The sequence below is a fragment of the Allobosea sp. LjRoot237 genome (genome assembly GCF_964253285.1).
GTDB lineage: Bacteria > Pseudomonadota > Alphaproteobacteria > Rhizobiales > Beijerinckiaceae > Allobosea.
The window spans coordinates 3,954,773-3,971,234 of sequence record NZ_CAXUQP020000001.1; the positions used below are offsets into that span (position 1 = coordinate 3,954,773).

Sequence of the window (16,462 nt, forward strand, 5' to 3'; positions counted from 1 at the left end):
ATGCGCGTACTCCCCCTCGCTTATGTGATCGCGCTCGGCGCCGGGCTCGGCCTCGTCTCGGCGCGTTATGCGGTGGCGGAGCGGCCCTGGTTCGGGCGAGCCCAGATCGGTGCCTGGACGACCTGGCCGAACGGCGGCGCGCGCGACATCGATCCCTATATGCGGGCCTATCTGGCGCGCGGCGTTCACCTGCCGCTCGGAGCCGGTGAAGGCCTGGAACTCATAGCCAAGGCAGATGATGCCGGGCAGGCACTCGACGCCCGTTGCCGCTATCTCGTCAGCGGAACAACGCCGCCGGCGCGCGGCTGGTCGCTCGACCTCGCCGACCCCACGGGCCGTTCCCTGCAGCCTGCTGCCGAGCGCGCGAGTTTCACCGATGCCGAGATCGTCCGCGGCGAACGCGGCGGCATGCGCATCGTGCTGGCGACGGCGCCGGAGGCCGGCAACTGGCTGCCCTTGCCGCCGGGCGGCCGGTTCCAGCTCCGCCTGCGGCTCTACGACACGCCGATCTCGAGCCATGCCGGCGAACTCAGGCCCGGCGCCCTGCCCCGTATTGCCCGGATCGACTGCCGATGAGCGCTGCGGACAATACCGGAGCGCTGCCTGCAGCGAGCCAGCCCAGGGTCACGGGCCGATCGCAGCCTCGCCGCTGGCTGTCGCGGCTCGGGAGCGGCATGCTGCGGCTCGTGCTGCTGACACTGGCCGGGCTGGTGCTCGCCGGCATCGTCCACATCGTCACCGTGCTGAGGGTCCCAGCCTTGGCCACGCGCGACGCGGCCACCGTCTACGCGGCGCTGGGCATGAACGGCCGGGCCGAGTTGGTGACGCCGCCACCGGTCGGTCTGCCTGCCATGCTCGACACCGACCCGAACAGCGTCGCGGCCGTATGCAGCTACGACCTCGCGGCAGGGCCGCTACGCGTCGTAGCGCGCACCGGCTCGTTGCCGCTCGGCCTCACGGTTCATCGCCGCGGCGGCGGCGCGGCCTATGCGATCACCGACAGGGCCGCGATCCGCGGCGTCCTCGAATTCGTGGTGATGACGCAGGAGCAGCTCGACGAGCGGCTGGCCAACGACGAGGAGGGCGAGACCTCGCGGGAGCTGCGTGTGGTTTCGCCTTCGCTGCAAGGGCTCGTCGTCGCAAGGGTGCTGGTCCGCCGCGCCTTCGACCGCAACGAGGCGGAGGCGCTGGCGACCGGCGTGGCCTGCGGGCTGGCGGATTAGGCGCTAGCGCCTAATACTCTGTTTTATCGCACTTTCTTCACGCGAACCGATGTCCATTTCGCTCGAAAATGCTCTAGGCTGCGGTGACGATTTAGCTATTTGAGCCAGAGCATGATGGCGGCGAGAGTGACGAAGCCCATGAAGGTGGCCGCCAGCTTGTTGTATCGTGTGGCGATGCGGCGGAAGTGCTTGATGCGGCTGAAGAAGCGCTCGACGCGGTTTCGTTCCTTGTAGAGGAGCCGATCATAGGCGTGTTGTCGCTTACGATGGCGGCGGGGCGGGACGACGGGATCGCCGCCCTGCTGGATGATCTTCAGATAGAGCCGATCGGCGTCATAGGCCTTGTCGGCCAGGACGGATTGAGCGGCGACGCCGTCGATCAGGTCACAGGCCGGAGCCATGTCGTTCTGCTGACCCGGCCCCAGCAGGATGCGAACCGGCAGGCCCAGCGCGTCTACGCAGACGTGGATCTTGGTGCCGAAGCCGCCACGAGACCGGCCAAGCGCCTGGGCGTCCGGTCCCCCCTTTTTCGCCGCGCGCCGGCGGCTTGGGCATGGGCGCGGATGACCGTGGCGTCCAGCATGACCCATTCCAGGTCGGGCTCAGCGGCCACCGCCTCGAACAGGCGATTGAGCACGCCCATCTCGATCCAGCGGTAATAGCGCCGCTTGGCCGTTTGATAGGGCCCAAATCGCGTGGGCAGATCACGCCACCGACCGCCTGACCGCGCCATCCACAACAGCGCGTCCACGAACAACCGGCCATTGCTGCGCGGCCCCCGCTTGCCCTTGCGGCCGCTAGGCACGAATGGCTCGATGCGCGCCCATTGATCGTCCCGAAGAACCTCGCCTTCCAACTCCGCCTCCAAAAAGCAGCGTTGAATCAGAACCGCGGGCCGTCGGGAACCCTAAATCGTCACCACGACCTAGAGCCAGCCATTGCGTTTGAAGCGCCAGAACAGTGTCAGGCAGGTGGTGACGATCACCGCCAGGACGCCGTAATAGCCGTAATGCATCTCGAGTTCGGGCATGTTCTTGAAGTTCATGCCGTAGATGCCAGCGACCGCCGTCGGCACCGCGAGAATGGCTGCCCAGGAGGCCAGCCGTTTGGTGATCGCGTTCTCCTGGCTCTGGCCGACCAGCAGGCTCGCCTCGAAGGCGAAGGCCAGCACCTCGCGTAGGCTGTCGATCTTCTCCTGCACGGTGCGGACATGGTCGGTCACGTCACGGAACATCGGGGCGAGCGTCGGGCGCACTTGCGGCACGCTGCCATTGCTCAAGCGCTGGCAGACATCGACCAGCGGCCCGACCGCGTTGCGCAGGCGCAGCAGGTCGCGCCTGAGCATGTAGAGTCGCTCGATATCGGTGCGCGTCATCGGCCGGGCGAGGATCTTGTCCTCGATCTCCTCGACCTCGTCATGGATCGACTCGAGCACCGGCATGTAATTGTCGACGATGAAATCGAGGATCGCATAGAGGATGAAATCCTCGCCCTTGGCCAGCGAGGTCGGGCAGGTCTCCCAATGCTGCCGGACCGATGTGTACGAGGTCGAGGCGCCGTGGCGGACGCTGACGATGTAGCCGCGGCCGATGAAGATATGCGTCTCTCCGAAGGCGATGCGCTTGTCGACCATCTGGGCGGTACGGGCGACGACGAACAGCGCGTCGCCGTATTGTTCGAGCTTGGGCCGCTGGTGGGCGTTGGTCGCGTCCTCGACCGCAAGAGGGTGTAGGCCGAACTGCTCCTGCACGCATTTGAGCAAGGCTGCCTCAGGCTCGAGCAGTCCGATCCAGACGACGTGGCCGTCCTTTCGGGCCCATTCGCCGGCCTCGTCGATCGGGACGTCGGCGATGCGCACGCCATGGGCGTAGACGCTCGAGGCGATGACGCCGGCCTCGTGGCGATGCCCCTGGTCGACAGGCGGATCGCCAGGGATTTCCGCCGCGACCGAGGGCGTGAACCTGACGTGTGCGACTGACATGGGGTCACTCCACCGTTCGCCAGCTCATGGTCCGCAGGCTAGACCCAATTCCACGGGAATGGGAATCCTGTTTTGCGCCTGAAATCGGAGATCGGGCGCAAGCCAGCTAGCCCTTGTAGACGACCGGTCCCCGCCCCGCCGGCGCGCCCTCGCCCTTTCCGCCGAACATGCCGATCAGCGGCAGGTTGCAGGCGCCGCCCAGTTCGCTCTCCAGCCCCATGATGGCGCGCTCGGCCCGAACGGCCTCGCGCGAGGGCATCTCGACGACGAGATTGTCGAGCGAGAAGCGGTAGCTCTTCAGCCTGAAACGAGCCCGTTCGCAGACCCAGAGCATCAGCCCTTCATTCTCGGCGACGCGCTGAGTGGCCGGATCGCGCTGCTCGGGTGGCACCTGCTGGGAGGCATCGAGCGCACGCAGCCGAGCGCGATCGGCATTGATGACCCGCAAGGCGTTGGCCCGGAATTGACCGAGCAGCAGCCGGTCGCCATTGGCGTCTTCGGCCAGCCGGTTGTAGCGCGACGCCTGCGAGGCGAAGGCGCCGGAGGTCAAGGCACCGTGATAGGCGGCGACATCGTTCAACTGGGCTTCGACCGGAAGGATGCGGGCATGGGCGAGCTTGGAGACCTCCCGCTCGAAATGACTGCGCTCATGGGCAGGCAGGACGATCCGCCAGGCGCGGGCCCGCAACTGCTCCTCGTCGTCGGTCATGTGGAACCAGGACGAGGCCTCGCCGCGGAAGCGGGCGCTCCATTCGCCGGCTGCCGGCGCGATCTGGTCGGCGAAGATGTTGGGACGGGGGCGGCCAAGGTCGCCGGTCGTGGAGCAGCCGGCGAGCAGAACGCAGGACAGGGCCGCCGTTGCGACCGAGTGGGATGCGAAAAAGTGGGAACCGGTTTTTCGCATGAATCCCACTCGAACTCTCAAGAACGGATCGTGATGATCTTGGATCAATCCAAAATCACGATCCGCAGCTCTCACCCGGGCCGCCTGCGCCGCGTCTCGCGCTCGCCGCGGCCGGCGGGGCGCGGCCGTCGTGGCGGCTTGCTCGCGGCAGGCTCGGGCTGGCGCTCGTAGCGGACGCCAGTGAAGAACAGGATTTGCCCGGAAGGGCCCACCGCCGCGGGGCTCTGGCTGGCTGAGCGCCTGCGCGGCGCAAAAGGAATGACGTCTGCCATGATGCGCCTCCCTTGCTGGCGCCTGTGCCCAATTCGCGGACGACACGTAAGACCGGACTCACGCGCGAGCCACGCCGCCATCCTCAGCACCATCAGCACGCATCATGGTTAACGCTGTGCTAACGCATCGGGGATAAGTTGCCGAAACGTGAAATTCGTCGACGAGAACATCCCATGCCGTCCCGCATCGCCACAGATCTCGCCGAGCTCGCCAGGCTGGCCAGCGATGGCGGGCTCGATCTGCGCCAGGTCGCGCTGCGGGTGAAGACCGATCTGCTGCTGGCGACGCCGAGCCCGTCGACCGAGGACATGGAGGCCTTCCGCGCCATGGCGGAGGCCTCGATCCCGGTGATCGACGACGCCACAGCAACGATCCTCGCCCGCAAGCTTGCGAGCTGGCCGCATGCGCCGCGTGAGGTGCTTGCCGACCTGCGCGCCCGGGGTGGTGAGGTGCTGGCTGCACTGATCAGCCATGGCATGCCGCTTACCGCTGAGGAGATCGAGGAGATCGCTGCCGCGGGGAGCAGCGAGGCGAGAGTCGCGCTTGCCAGCCGGCACGACCTCACCGGCAACGCCACCATCACGCTCTCCGGCTGCAACAATCCCGAGATCGACGCGGCGCTGGTCGCAAACATGGCCGTACCGCTGCCGCACGCAGCGCTCGACCTGCTCCTGCCGCGCGCAGCCGCGACGCCCACCCTAGGTGCAAGCCTGCTGGCGCGCGCCGATCTGCCGGTGTCGGAGCTGACGCCGCTCTTCCTGCAGGCAAGCCTCGAAAAGCGCCTCGCCATGATCGACGCCGTCGCGGCCCATGAGGCGCTGGCGCCCTCGCCGCGACCGGCAACGCTTGCGACCGAACGGATCTCCGGCCTGATCGCAACGGCGCTCTCCGATCGGCCCAGCGCCTTCGCGGCGCTGGCGGATGCCTTCGGCAGCGATGCGCGCTTCGCGGCGGGCATGGCGAGCGATCAATCGCGTCGGCTCGCGGCGCTGGCACTGATCGGCTGCGGGGCAAGCCCGGAGGATGCGACGCGTTTCCTGATCGGGCTCGGCGACGACGCGGCGCGCTCGGTCGAGCGCATTTTTGCCCTGGTCGAGCTGATGCGCTCAGTACAGCCGACAGTGGCACGCCGGCTGGCACAACAGATCGGCGGTGTCGCGCCACGCCATGCCCGTCCAGGAACCCTGCAGCCCGCCATGGATCCGAGCGGTACGCCAGCCCGATCCGGCGCCGAGCGGGCGCCTGCGCGCGGCATCGCTCAGGACGTGCGGCGTAGACTCGGCAGCGGCAACGGCTGACGCTATCCCTCTACGAGATCGAGCCGCGCATCGCCGGCGCGATTCTCGATCTCGACCAGCCAGAGATCGCTGTCGAAGCGCACTTCGCGCGCGACCCGGTCCTCGATCGCGAGCGGATCGGCGTCGAGCACGAGCTGGAAGCGCCGTTCGCCGGCCTCGTCCGCGAGAGCCTGCGGCGCCGGGCCGTAGAGCGCAGCCGTGCCGTCGAGCCGGTCGAGCTTGACGAAGACGGCGCCGGCCTCGCGCGCGCCGCGCCGACGGAGCACCGCGACGAGCCCATCGCGAGCAGCCTGGCGCAGATAGGCCGAGACCCAGAAGTCGCTGGTCAGGCGGGGCAAGAGGAACTCCTCGGCAATCCGCGGACCACGGCGGTCAGCGGCGTTGTCCGCGGATATCCGCCGGTGGCCGAATATCGGCGCCGTTGATCAAATCGGCGATCGGATCGCGCACCGTCGGCGGGGCGGCCGGAGCCGGGCGAGCCGGAGCCGCCTGCGCCTGCCGGGGCTGAGCAGGAGCGATCGGCGCCGGCGGGCGCGGCGCCGTGTCACGGGTCGCGGGCGTCAACGCGCCGGGTCGGACTGGCGGCATGATGGCCTGTTGGGCTGGCCCCGTCGGATTCACAGGTTCGGCGAGCGTCGGCGTCTCGGCCCGGCGCTCGGTCGGGCGAGCTGCCGATTGCGACGGCGGCGACAGCATCGGCGCCGGGTGGCGGCCCTTCTGGAACAGGACGGCGTTCAGGACGATCAGCACCGACACGGCTGCGAAGAGCAGCACGATCAGCCCTCGGCCAGGCCGCCGCGCGAACCAGCGCATGAGCCGAGCCGGCGCCGAGGGCGCGCGTCGGCCGGCGGAGCGGCGGGCGGGCATGGACAGCGTCGCATCGGAGCGGGCGCGGGCGGCGAGCGTTGCGGACATGGTCTTTAAGCTCTCGGTCAGGCGGTCAGGCGAACAGGTTGCTTGGTTTCGAGGCCACGGCGTGGCGCGCGGGCGAAGGTTGCGATGCGCGCCGGCTCGCACGCGGTGGACATGCCGCCGAGCGGCAGGCGGACGCCGACACGGGTACCGACCCCGGGCGCGCTCTCGATGGTGAGCGTTCCGCCATGCAGGCCGACCAGGCCGCGAACCACCGACAAGCCGAGGCCGGTGCCGTCATGAGCGCGATCGTAGGATGATTTGGCCTGGAAGAACGGATCGCCCAGTCGTGGCAGATCCGCCGCGGCGATGCCAATACCGCTATCGGACACCGACAGATCGATCATCCCGCCATCGCGCACCAGGGCGAGCGTCACGCGTCCCCCGGCCGGAGTGAACTTGATGGCGTTCGACAGAAGGTTGAGCATCACCTGCTTCAGGGCCCGCCGGTCGCCGAGAAGCTGCGGCAGGTCCGGACCGATGATCCGCTCGAGCGCGACCGATCCGGTCTTGGCCTTGAGCGCGACGACATTGCAGCAATCCGCGGCGAGCTCGGCCATGTCGAGCGAGTCCTGCTCGATCGTCATCGCTCCGCTCTCGATCTTCGAGACGTCGAGCAGCGTGTTGACCACATCGAGCAGGTGCTGGCCGGAATCATGGATGATCCTGGCGTATTCCCGACGCTGCGCCGGGCTGAAGGAGGGGCCGAGCTCGCCGCCCAGCATCTCCGAGAAACCGATGATGGCGTTGAGCGGGGTGCGCAGCTCATGACTGACGGTCGCCAGGAACTGCCCCTTGACGTCGCTCGCCTTGACCGCCTCGGCGTGATTGCGCTCGCGTTCCTCGTCGATCGCATGCCGGTCGGTGACGTCGCGGCTGACGCCGACCACGGCCGCAACGCCATGCGGGCCCGCCTGCTCGATCCGCCGGACACTGAGATCGAGCCAGCGCACGACAGGGCTCGCCGAGGCATGCCCATCGCTGCCCGTCGGGACGAACAGGACACGGAAGCAGGCGTTGGCCCGGCCGCTGCCATGCGCGGCATCGCTCAGGGCCTTGAGGAAGAGCGGCCTGTCGGCGATGTGGACGCGATCGAACAGGCCGCGGCCGAAGAGCTGGGCTGGCTCGGCCCCGATCAGGACACGGGCGGCCTCGTTGGCGAAGACGACGGAGCCGGCGGCATCGTGCCAGGTGACGAGATCGCCGACATGCTCGAGCATCAGTCGCGCCCGCGCATCGGAGGCACGATGCTCGCGCAGCTCGTCGTCGCGGCGATAGAGGAAGCCGACCGTGATCAATGCTGTGAGCAGGATCGCGACCGCGGCGAAAGCAGGCATCGCCTGCCAGGTCCAGGACGCCGGCTCGACAATTGCCCCCATCCCCTGCAGAGCAACCACAGCGCCGAGGCCGATGGCCGCAAGCGCCCCGGCGCGTGCCACATAGGAGCGGGAACCGAAGAACATCGCTTCGGCCGGAACCGCCGCAAGCCAGAGCAGCAAGGGCGAGGCGGCCCCACCGGTCAGGCAGGCGAGCGTGGTGATCAGCAATGTCAGGGCGGCGCCGGAAATGCAGTGCGCGAGGTCGAGCCGCCCGGTGCGTGAGAGCAGGAAGATCGCCAGCAGCGGCAGCGCCAGCGCGACGAGCACGAGTAGTTCGAGCGCGCCGATCCGGCCGCGCCAGGTGACGTAGGCCGGCATCAGGCTGAGCGCTGCGGTCGAGACGACGAGCCTCGTCAGCATGAAGCGCTCGTGACGCATGCGTTCGAGCGAATCGGCCAGCGCCGATGGATGGACCATCGCCGCGACCTGCGCCTTTACCGCCGTCATCAAACTGGAAAACCGCAAACGAACACCTCTGCCGGCCGTGGGCACTTACACCCCGCCTTGTTGTTGTGATCCTCGCGGCCGCCGTTTAAGCGGGACTTAAAGAGACGGGGTCCGAAACCGGGCCCTTCCTCGGCGATTGCCAAAATAAGCTTTATTTTTCAACAAATTGCACGGATCTCAGGGCGATACCCCACGCCGGCTGTTGTTGGCCACAAGGTGAACGGATGCTGAAGACGGTAGGCCGTCTTTGATTCAAATCGATGCTTTCGGCGACACCTGATCTTTCGGTCCGCGCGCTAAGGTTCTCGCATTCGCGGGCTGGGGAGCCCGGAACCGGACGGGGACCGAGCATGGCCTATCTTCTGCGCAGCCTGGCGATCGTCGGCGTGATCGCGCTGAACTCGCCCGTGCACGGCACGAAGAACGAGCCTGAGGCGACCGTGATCGATGCCAAGGCCGCCATTGCGATTCTGGCCAGGATCGACCCCAAGGCGGCGCTGCAGGGCGCGGTCAGCCTGCGCGAAGCGGCCGAGGTCCTGGCCGGGCTGGAACCGGAGACCCGCGCCCGGGTGCTTGCCATGGCGGCGAGCGCCGCGACACGTGCCGGAGCCCGTTCCGGTCAGCTTGCATCGCAAGCAGTCCGGTAAAACGGCCTCCTGACTAAACGTGAGAGACGGATTCACGGATCAGATTGAGACAATCTGATCGGATCCGGCTCGAGCGAACCCCAGCTGCGACCGCGCTGACGCTTGACCTCGCCGTGCGAGAGGCCGAAGACGCTCGCCATTGCCGTACACATCGGCGCTGGACGCGGCGGAGGCCGACTGCGGAGATCATGAGCGAGAGCCTCGACGAGATCGTCGCCAATTTCGAGCTGCTCGACGAGTGGGACGATCGCTACCGCTATCTGATCGAGCTCGGGCGGACGCTCGCGCCCCTGTCAGAGGACGCGCATAGCGACGCCAACAAGGTACGCGGCTGCGCCAGCCAGGTCTGGCTGGAGACGCGTACCGAAGGCGGCCCCGGCGAAACGACGCGTCTCACGTTCCGCGGCGACAGCGATGCGCATATCGTGCGCGGGCTCGTCGCACTCGCCATCGCCATCCATTCCGGCCACACGGCACACGAAATCCTGACGACCGACGCCTTCGCGATCTACGAGCGGCTCGGATTGGCCGCCCATCTGACGCCGCAGCGCTCCAACGGCGTGCGCGCCATGATGGAGCGGATCAAGAGCGACGCCCGCGCTGCACTCGTCTAGTCGCCGCGTCTCGGCGCAGGCGGAATCGACGGACGCGCATCCGGTGCCCGCCAGGCCGTTGAGAAAGGAGGCGGGCTCGACCTCTCATCCAACCCGTAATGCTCGACGAGCGCCGACAGCGCCAGCCGGAGCACGACTTTGGCCGAGCGTGCCGGCCATTTGCGCTCGCGCTCGACCTGGTCGAGTCCCTTGAGGAAGCCGCAGACATCGATCGCCAGGCCCGACAGCTCGGGGCCGAGGCGCTTGCAGGCGAGGCGCACACGCTGACGCGCCGCCAGGCTGGAATCGGAGGCCTCGGCCGGACCGCGCCCCGATGTATGAGTCCCGGCAGCGAGCGCTGCGTCCCAGTTGACGGTGATCCGAGGCAGCATCTGCGCCAGCGTCAGATCGGCGCGGAAGCGCTCGCCCGCGGTAAACTCGGCCGCCGATATTTGCGGTGCCCCGTCCTTGCCCAGGCGGCGATGAAGCCAGAGCAGCGGGCTCTCGCGCTCATCCAGCATGACCTCCTGTGCCTGGCCATCGACCATCACCGTCACCGTCGCGCGCGGTTTTTGCGCCCCTGTGCCGGCGAGCCGCAGTCGCCGCCTGCCCTCTTCGGTGAACCAGGCGGCAAAACCGGCGGCGACGAGGACATCGGCCTCGGCCGCAGGGACATAGCCGGCCCCCAGTGTCGCTCCGCCGGCTGCACGGCGGTAGAGCGCGAGCCGCCCGCAGCCTAGCGGCGAGTCGACGGCATAGGCGCCGGGCTCGCTCAGGTGCCGGAGCAAGCGAGACGGGGGGCGGTCGCCAGTTGCGCTCATCGGGAGCCCTCCGGGCCGAGCCTCAGCTGCAATCCGAAAGCGAGATGCGCCAGGCCGATCTCGAGCGCCGAGACGGCGAAATCGAATGCCGGCTGGTCGCGCCGATCCTCGACCAGGGCGCAAGCGTGACGCACAGTCGTGCGGTCGCGCTCGAAGCAGGTGCCGACCTCTGTCAGGGTCAATCCGAAACCAACATGAGTCAGATACATTGCGAGCTGGCGAGCGAAGGCGATCCGGCGGGTTCCACGGCCGGCACGTAGCGCCCCGGCCGGTAGGCTCATCGCGCCGCTGACAGCCGCTTCCGCCAACCGAGCCGGAGCGTTCAACCGAGCTGGATGCGGTCGCTTGGCAATCAATATGTTCATGATATGTTCCATTGCGGGTATCGCCTCCCCGAATTCAACCGCGACGGATAAGGTATATATTCCTAATAACGCCTTCCACAAGCACGCTATGGCCCATCCCGACAGGCTCCTGACAGTTTTGTGCTCGTGGCGGCCAGCCCCTGAACGGAAGCCCCACCCATCAGAGAGCCATTCGTCGTGTTGCCCCTCGCCAGTCAGGCTGCGCATGAGGGGTGAGTGCAAAGAAAAAGCCGCCGGCTTAGCCGGCGGCTTCACTGCATGGGCGATCGTGCCGGCTGGGCCGGCGATCAATCAGCGGCGCTTGCGGCGCTGCTGGCCGAGACCCATCTTCTTGGCGAGCTGCGAGCGCGCTTCGGCATAGTTCGGAGCGACCATCGGATAATCCGGCGGCAGGCCCCACTTCTCGCGATATTGCTCGGGCGACATGTTGTACTGCGTGCGCAGATGGCGCTTCAGCGACTTGAACTTCTTTCCGTCTTCCAGGCAGATCAGATAGTCGGCCGTGATCGACTTCTTCACTGCAATCGCAGGCTTCGGCGCCTCGACCGGAACAATCGGTGCAGCGCCGCCGACGACACGATTGAGTGCAGCGTGAACGTCGCTGATCAGCGCAGGCAACTCCGATGCCGGGACAGAATTGTTCGACACGTAGGCGGAAACGATATCTGCCGTCAGCTCGATGAAATCGGAACCGTCTTGGTCAGCCATGATGGCGTTGCTCCATTGTTTTCTTGACCAGTCGTAGCATGACTGCGCCCAGCTCTGTTTCCAGGCGCGAGCGCCTCCCTGACCTCCGCCGGCAGACGGTCGAATTCCTACCGGAATAGAATCATGCAAAACGGACCAGTCGGCAATCGTCTAAGCCATGCAGTTCAATATCGCAAGTGGCTTGACAAGGATTCGAATACATTCATCGAGACATATTATTGCTGAAATTGTGAGCGTGCATCGTAACCATGACGCCTTGCACCGCAGCATTTGCGCGAAAAGGTTGTCCTTGTCAGTGCCGCCGCCGACCTCTACCTGTCGTCTCGACCAAGATGAAGCGATCCCACCATAGATCGAGACTTTAAAGATGGTTGAACCGAGCCTGGAGACCAAGCATGACTAGCCAACGCAGGGTCTCCGCCCAGCCGGTTGCCGCCATCCGCCCCCAAAGCAGCACGGTCCATGGGGTCGTCCTGACCGACGACTATGCCTGGCTCCGAGCCGAGAACTGGCGCGACGTACTGCGCGATCCAGATGTGCTGCCGGCCGAGATCCGGGCGCATATCGAGGCCGAGAACGCCTGGTGCGATAAGTTGATGGCGCCGACGAAAGCGCTGCAGCGCACGCTGATCAAGGAAATGCGCGGACGGATCAAGGAAGATGACAGCGAGCCGCCGCAACCGGACGGACCGTTTCTCTACTATAGCCGCTACCGGCGCGGCGGCGAACACCCGCTGATCTGCCGCAAGCCGCGTTCAGGCAAAGACAGCAAGCCCGGGCGCGAGCAGGTCATGCTCGATGCCGACGCCCTGTCCAAGGGCCATGAGTTCTTCGATCTCGGCGACGCCGAGCACAGCCCGGATCATCGTCTGCTCGCCTGGAGTGCCGACGAGGCCGGTTCGGAGCTCTATCTGATCCGGGTACGCGACCTTTCAACCGGTGAGGACCTGCCGGACAGGATTGCCGACACCTCCGGCGAGATGATCTGGGCCGCCGATTCCAGCGCCTTCGCCTATGTCGCGCTCGATGACGACCATCGTCCAACGCGCGTGCTGCGCCACCGGCTCGGCACACCGCAGAGCGAGGACGAACTACTTTACGAGGAGACCGACCCCGGCCTGTTCGCCGATATCGACCAGACGCAATCGCGCCGGTTTCTGCTGATCTCCAGCAGCGATCACGAGACGTCAGAGGTCAGGCTGGTCGATCTCACCGACAAGGCAGGCACGCCGAAGCTGATCGCGGCCCGGCAGGCAGGACGGCAATACAGCGTCGAGCACCATGGCGACGAGCTCTTGATCCTGACCAACGCCGATGGCGCCGAAGACTTCAAGATCGTGCGCACGCCGCTGGCCGACCCCTCGCCGTCCAACTGGACCGATCTCGTGCCGCACAGGCGCGGCCGGCTCGTGCTCAGCCATCTCTGCCTCGCCGACCGGCTGATCCGCCTGGAGCGCGAGGAAGGTCTGCCGCGTATCGTCATCCGCGACCTCAGGAGCGGAGCCGAAAGCAGCATCGCCTTCGATGAGGAGGCCTATGGGCTCGGAATCGATGCCGGCTACGAATTCGACACCGATCGACTGCGCTTCATCTATGCCTCGATGGCCCGACCGGCTGAAACCTTCGACTACGATCTGGCGACCGGCGAGCGCACCTTCGTGAAGCGCCAGGAGGTCCCGTCCGGTCACGACCCCGACGCCTATGTCGTGCGCCGCATCTTCGCGACGGCCAAGGACGGCGCCAAGGTGCCGGTCTCGCTGCTGCACCGGCGCGACCTCGTGCTCGACGGCTCGGCGCCCTGCCTGCTCTACGGCTACGGCTCCTATGGCGCGGCGATGTCAGCCTCATTCCGGACACGGCCGCTCAGCCTGGTCGACCGCGGTTTCGTCTACGCCATCGCCCATATCCGCGGCGGCACCGACAAGGGCTGGGGCTGGTATCTCGACGGCAAGCGCACGAACAAGTCCAACAGCTTCACCGACTTCATCGCGGCCGGCGAGATGCTGGCGGCGGAAGGCTTCACCAGCCGCGGGCGCATCGTCGCCGAGGGCGGCAGCGCCGGCGGCATGCTGATGGGCGCCGTCGCCAATCTCGCGCCCGATCTCTTCGCCGGCATCATCGCCGAGGTGCCCTTCGTCGATGTGCTCAACACCATCCTCGACGAGAGCCTGCCGCTGACCCCGATGGAATGGCCCGAATGGGGCGACCCGATCCGGGACGAGGCCGCCTTCCGGACGATCCTCGGCTATTCGCCCTATGACAACATCAAGGCGCAGGCCTATCCGCCGATCCTGGCGACGGGCGGGTTGGCCGATCCGCGCGTGACCTACTGGGAGCCGGCGAAATGGGTGGCGCGCCTGCGCGCGACCATGACCGGCGGCGGCCCGGTCATGCTGCACACCAACATGGACGCCGGGCATGCCGGGGCCGCCGGGCGCTTCGATTCGTTGAAGGAGACCGCCCTCGCCTACGCCTTCGCGATCACGGCGGCTGACGGCGGCTGGGACGAGGCAAGCGAAGCGGTCAGTTCGAGCTAGGCTCCAGCTTGTCCTTCTCGCTGGCGAGATAGGTTTTCAGTTCGTCCATCGAGGCGAAGGTGTAGTCGCCGTCCGGCGTGCGGGCATGGATCGAACCGTCGGCGAACATGGTGAACTGCGTCTCGCCGACCTGATAGGCTCCGATCACGCCCTCCTCCGAAGCCGCTGGCTCCTCGTCCGACGGCTCCTTGCCCAAGGGCTCCTCGTCCGACTTGGCTTCGGCGGCCGGTTCCGCCGCCTCCGCAGGGGGCACCTCCGCCTCGGCCAGATCCGACACCTGCGTCAGCTCTTCCTGCGGCTCCGGTTCGGGAGCTGCAGGCTCTCCAGTGGCAATGGTCTCGGCCTCGATGCCCTCTGGAGCAGCCTTGCCGGCGATCTCGCCTTCGACATCGCTCAGGGCGCGAGGATCGCGCGGCTGCGTCACCGGAGGCCAGGCGCGCGGCGCCATCCAGCTCTCCGATGCGCCCAAGCCATCGCTTACGCCCACGCGATCGCGTCGCGGCAACTCGACCTCGGGCGCATTGACGACTCCCGAAAGTTGATCACGCAGCGCGGTGAACTCGTCCGTGACCGTGGCGGTCGCCTCGGTCGAGGGGCGGTCGATGCTCGGCCACCAAAGCCGGTCTTTTTCCGGCTCGGGCGGGATCTCCTGCTTGGCCGTGCCGCCCTCGGCACTCGCCTGCTCTGCTTCGGGCTCTTCCACCGGAACCTGGACAGGTTCGGCTTCGTCGCCTTCCTTGTTGTCGGGATCCTCCCGCAATGACTTGTCGTCGTCACTCGAGATCGGGTGGTCCTGTTCGACCTCCGGAGAGGTGGGCTCTTCTTCAGCCTCGTTCCGCTCGTCCGGCTTGACCTCCGAGGGCGCGGCATCGAACGCCGCAGGCAGCGGGGGCAACAGCCAGTCGTCGGTTTCGCCGGTCACGATCGAAGGCGGTTGCTGCGGCTCGGCTGCCACCACCCCGACATGGTCGGAGCGCTTGCCGTCTCCTCCGTCATCGTCGTCCGTCTTATCGGCTTCTTCCGGCTTATCGGATGCTTTTTCACCCGTCGGCTCTTCGGCCTTCGCCAGACTGGTCAAAGCGCCAGCGACCGCAGCGGCGCCTGCCCCAGCAGCCAGCGTGGTCGCGATACCGACATGCCCTGCCTGGGGTCCCCCTTCCTTTTCGAGCACGGGCTCCGAGCGCGACGGCGCTTCGTTCGGCGCCGGCCGCTCATTGGAGCGCGGCTCGGACAGCGCGACGACTGCCATGGCGCCGCTGACCAATCCCTTGAGTCGGCGGACTTCCGCGAGCACCGCCGCAAGCGCGAGCAGGATCAAGCCGGCCGTCACGGCCAGTGCCCCCAGGATCACCTCAGTGAAGCCGCGCTCCAGGACCACATAAGCCCAGCCATCGACGATGGCATAGGCGCCGCCCGCCAGCAGAGCGAGCCCGAGAACCACGAAAAGCTTGACCAACGCTTGCTCCTTTGAGGCTGGGCGAGCTGCAACAGCTTGCCGCCCCAGCAGTTAACCTATCGATACCATGCCTTATTGCCAACCGAACGGGACCCGAGGCCACCTCCCCGTGCGACGCAGGCCGGCCGTGCCGGAATTCTCAGGTCTCGGCGGTTGCCGCTGCGGACCGGGCGGCTTAACTAACAGGCGAATGGCGGGGTGTTCCGCCGGGCATACATTGCCCATGCGTTGCGTCATTGCAGCCATTCTTACGTCGCGATTTCGACAGCCCAAGGAGAGGCCCCATGTCCTTTACCCTGCCCGATCTTCCCTATGCGCATGACGCCCTCCAGCCCTTTATGTCGAAGGAGACGCTGGAGTACCACCACGACAAGCACCACCTCGCCTACGTCAACAACGGCAACAACGCGATCAAGGGCACGGAATTCGAGGGCAAATCGCTCGAGGAGATCGTCAAGGGCTCCTACGGCAAGAACCCGGCCGTGTTCAACAACGCCGGCCAGCACTATAACCACCTCCACTTCTGGAAGTGGATGAAGCCGAACGGTGGCGGCAAGCTGCCGGGCGCGCTGGAGAAGGCGATCACCGATTCCTTCGGTTCGGTCGACAAGTTCAAGGAAGACTTCGTCGCCGCCGGCGTTGGCCAGTTCGGCTCCGGCTGGGCCTGGCTCGAGGTCAAGGGCGGCAAGCTCGCCATCAGCAAGACCCCGAACGGCGAGAGCCCACTCGTCCATGGCGGCACGCCGATCCTTGGCGTCGACGTCTGGGAGCACTCCTACTACATCGACTACCGCAATCGCCGCCCGGACTATCTCAAGGCTTTTCTCGAGAGCCTGGTGAACTGGGACTACGTCGCCGAGCTCTATGACGGCGCCAGGGCCTGATCCGCGCGGATCTATCGATGAGATGAAAACGGAC

At 66.7% G+C, this 16,462-nt stretch carries 17 protein-coding genes; 7 read left to right on the plus strand and 10 right to left on the minus strand.

Annotation, left to right across the window (positions count from 1 at the left end; genetic code table 11):
* Together ACSQ24_RS19225 and ACSQ24_RS19230 are read left to right on the plus strand one after the other, a co-directional pair.
* A complete protein-coding gene (locus ACSQ24_RS19225; RefSeq protein WP_436096229.1) occupies positions 1–576 on the plus strand; it encodes a DUF1214 domain-containing protein in 576 nt (191 codons plus the stop codon).
* Complete coding sequence (locus tag ACSQ24_RS19230; RefSeq protein ID WP_436096230.1) at positions 573–1,223, plus strand: DUF1254 domain-containing protein; 651 nt, start codon at positions 573–575, stop codon at positions 1,221–1,223. The genes ACSQ24_RS19225 and ACSQ24_RS19230 overlap by 4 nt, the downstream gene beginning before the upstream one ends.
* Before the next feature lie 95 nt (positions 1,224–1,318).
* Here ACSQ24_RS19230 and ACSQ24_RS19235 read toward each other — a convergent pair.
* The 3 genes from ACSQ24_RS19235 to ACSQ24_RS19245 form a co-directional block, all read right to left on the minus strand.
* A protein-coding gene (locus ACSQ24_RS19235) for an IS5 family transposase (protein WP_436096231.1) occupies positions 1,319–2,079 on the minus strand; the annotation gives its coding sequence in 2 pieces (ribosomal slippage) (positions 1,319–1,755 and positions 1,755–2,079; 762 coding nt in all).
* 69 nt (positions 2,080–2,148) lie between these two features.
* Positions 2,149–3,204 carry a magnesium/cobalt transporter CorA gene (gene corA / locus ACSQ24_RS19240; RefSeq protein ID WP_436096232.1) on the minus strand — a complete coding sequence of 352 codons (1,056 nt, stop codon included), beginning with the start codon at positions 3,202–3,204 and terminating at the stop codon, positions 2,149–2,151.
* A gap of 106 nt (positions 3,205–3,310) precedes the next feature.
* Positions 3,311–4,108 (minus strand): hypothetical protein, encoded by a 798-nt coding sequence (locus tag ACSQ24_RS19245; protein WP_436096233.1) that lies wholly within the window; start codon positions 4,106–4,108, stop codon positions 3,311–3,313.
* A 446-nt stretch (positions 4,109–4,554) separates the two neighbouring features.
* On the opposite strand from ACSQ24_RS19245, the gene ACSQ24_RS19250 reads away from it, so the two are divergent.
* Positions 4,555–5,679: a hypothetical protein gene (locus tag ACSQ24_RS19250; protein ID WP_436096234.1), complete on the plus strand. Its 1,125-nt coding sequence runs from the start codon at positions 4,555–4,557 to the stop codon at positions 5,677–5,679.
* A gap of 2 nt (positions 5,680–5,681) precedes the next feature.
* Here ACSQ24_RS19250 and ACSQ24_RS19255 read toward each other — a convergent pair whose 3' ends face one another.
* From ACSQ24_RS19255 to ACSQ24_RS19265, 3 genes are read right to left on the minus strand one after another with little or no spacing between them, the layout of a single operon-like run.
* A complete protein-coding gene (locus ACSQ24_RS19255; RefSeq protein ID WP_436096235.1) occupies positions 5,682–6,017 on the minus strand; it encodes a DUF1491 family protein in 336 nt (111 codons plus the stop codon).
* Positions 6,018–6,051: 34 nt separating this feature from the next.
* On the minus strand, positions 6,052–6,594 hold the full coding sequence (locus ACSQ24_RS19260; RefSeq protein WP_436096236.1) for a hypothetical protein: 543 nt from the start codon (positions 6,592–6,594) through the stop codon (positions 6,052–6,054).
* A gap of 17 nt (positions 6,595–6,611) precedes the next feature.
* Positions 6,612–8,417 (minus strand): sensor histidine kinase, encoded by a 1,806-nt coding sequence (locus ACSQ24_RS19265; protein WP_436096237.1) that lies wholly within the window; start codon positions 8,415–8,417, stop codon positions 6,612–6,614.
* 350 nt (positions 8,418–8,767) lie between these two features.
* On the opposite strand from ACSQ24_RS19265, the gene ACSQ24_RS19270 reads away from it, so the two are divergent.
* Both ACSQ24_RS19270 and ACSQ24_RS19275 read left to right on the plus strand, forming a co-directional pair.
* Positions 8,768–9,064 (plus strand): hypothetical protein, encoded by a 297-nt coding sequence (locus ACSQ24_RS19270; protein WP_436096238.1) that lies wholly within the window; start codon positions 8,768–8,770, stop codon positions 9,062–9,064.
* Positions 9,065–9,252: 188 nt separating this feature from the next.
* Positions 9,253–9,678 (plus strand): SufE family protein, encoded by a 426-nt coding sequence (locus ACSQ24_RS19275; protein ID WP_436096239.1) that lies wholly within the window; start codon positions 9,253–9,255, stop codon positions 9,676–9,678.
* Here the strand turns inward: ACSQ24_RS19275 and ACSQ24_RS19280 are convergent.
* The 3 genes from ACSQ24_RS19280 to ACSQ24_RS19290 all read right to left on the minus strand — a co-directional run bounded on the left by ACSQ24_RS19280 (position 9,675) and on the right by ACSQ24_RS19290 (position 11,551).
* Positions 9,675–10,478, minus strand: coding sequence for a DUF6456 domain-containing protein (locus tag ACSQ24_RS19280; protein WP_436096240.1), 804 nt, complete (start codon positions 10,476–10,478; stop codon positions 9,675–9,677). The genes ACSQ24_RS19275 and ACSQ24_RS19280 overlap by 4 nt on opposite strands.
* Positions 10,475–10,843 carry a helix-turn-helix domain-containing protein gene (locus ACSQ24_RS19285; RefSeq protein WP_436096241.1) on the minus strand — a complete coding sequence of 123 codons (369 nt, stop codon included), beginning with the start codon at positions 10,841–10,843 and terminating at the stop codon, positions 10,475–10,477. Before ACSQ24_RS19285 ends, ACSQ24_RS19280 begins: the two co-directional genes overlap by 4 nt.
* Positions 10,844–11,134: 291 nt before the next feature.
* Positions 11,135–11,551, minus strand: coding sequence for a MucR family transcriptional regulator (locus tag ACSQ24_RS19290; RefSeq protein ID WP_436096242.1), 417 nt, complete (start codon positions 11,549–11,551; stop codon positions 11,135–11,137).
* Between the two features lie 395 nt (positions 11,552–11,946).
* On the opposite strand from ACSQ24_RS19290, the gene ACSQ24_RS19295 reads away from it, so the two are divergent.
* Entirely contained in the window at positions 11,947–14,088 is a 2,142-nt protein-coding gene (locus ACSQ24_RS19295; RefSeq protein WP_436096243.1) for a S9 family peptidase, read from the plus strand.
* Here ACSQ24_RS19295 and ACSQ24_RS19300 read toward each other — a convergent pair.
* Positions 14,075–15,466, minus strand: a complete 1,392-nt coding sequence (locus tag ACSQ24_RS19300) for a hypothetical protein (protein WP_436096244.1) — start codon at positions 15,464–15,466, stop codon at positions 14,075–14,077. The two genes, ACSQ24_RS19295 and ACSQ24_RS19300, sit on opposite strands and share 14 nt — an antisense overlap.
* 362 nt (positions 15,467–15,828) lie before the next feature.
* Between ACSQ24_RS19300 and ACSQ24_RS19305 the strand changes: the two genes are divergently transcribed.
* On the plus strand, positions 15,829–16,428 hold the full coding sequence (locus ACSQ24_RS19305) for a superoxide dismutase (RefSeq protein WP_436096245.1): 600 nt from the start codon (positions 15,829–15,831) through the stop codon (positions 16,426–16,428).
* The last annotated feature ends 34 nt before the right edge of the window (positions 16,429–16,462 follow it).

What these genes read in the sequence shown, in the direction of transcription:
- ACSQ24_RS19225 (WP_436096229.1), top strand. Translation starts at nt 1, where the DNA reads ATGCGCGTACTCCCCCTCGCTTATGTGATCGCGCTCGGCGCCGGGCTC.
- ACSQ24_RS19230 (WP_436096230.1), top strand. Translation starts at nt 573, where the DNA reads ATGAGCGCTGCGGACAATACCGGAGCGCTGCCTGCAGCGAGCCAGCCC.
- corA (WP_436096232.1), bottom strand. Translation starts at nt 3,204, where the DNA reads ATGTCAGTCGCACACGTCAGGTTCACGCCCTCGGTCGCGGCGGAAATC.
- ACSQ24_RS19245 (WP_436096233.1), bottom strand. Translation starts at nt 4,108, where the DNA reads ATGCGAAAAACCGGTTCCCACTTTTTCGCATCCCACTCGGTCGCAACG.
- ACSQ24_RS19250 (WP_436096234.1), top strand. Translation starts at nt 4,555, where the DNA reads ATGCCGTCCCGCATCGCCACAGATCTCGCCGAGCTCGCCAGGCTGGCC.
- ACSQ24_RS19260 (WP_436096236.1), bottom strand. Translation starts at nt 6,594, where the DNA reads ATGTCCGCAACGCTCGCCGCCCGCGCCCGCTCCGATGCGACGCTGTCC.
- ACSQ24_RS19265 (WP_436096237.1), bottom strand. Translation starts at nt 8,417, where the DNA reads ATGACGGCGGTAAAGGCGCAGGTCGCGGCGATGGTCCATCCATCGGCG.
- ACSQ24_RS19270 (WP_436096238.1), top strand. Translation starts at nt 8,768, where the DNA reads ATGGCCTATCTTCTGCGCAGCCTGGCGATCGTCGGCGTGATCGCGCTG.
- ACSQ24_RS19275 (WP_436096239.1), top strand. Translation starts at nt 9,253, where the DNA reads ATGAGCGAGAGCCTCGACGAGATCGTCGCCAATTTCGAGCTGCTCGAC.
- ACSQ24_RS19280 (WP_436096240.1), bottom strand. Translation starts at nt 10,478, where the DNA reads ATGAGCGCAACTGGCGACCGCCCCCCGTCTCGCTTGCTCCGGCACCTG.
- ACSQ24_RS19285 (WP_436096241.1), bottom strand. Translation starts at nt 10,843, where the DNA reads ATGAACATATTGATTGCCAAGCGACCGCATCCAGCTCGGTTGAACGCT.
- ACSQ24_RS19290 (WP_436096242.1), bottom strand. Translation starts at nt 11,551, where the DNA reads ATGGCTGACCAAGACGGTTCCGATTTCATCGAGCTGACGGCAGATATC.
- ACSQ24_RS19295 (WP_436096243.1), top strand. Translation starts at nt 11,947, where the DNA reads ATGACTAGCCAACGCAGGGTCTCCGCCCAGCCGGTTGCCGCCATCCGC.
- ACSQ24_RS19305 (WP_436096245.1), top strand. Translation starts at nt 15,829, where the DNA reads ATGTCCTTTACCCTGCCCGATCTTCCCTATGCGCATGACGCCCTCCAG.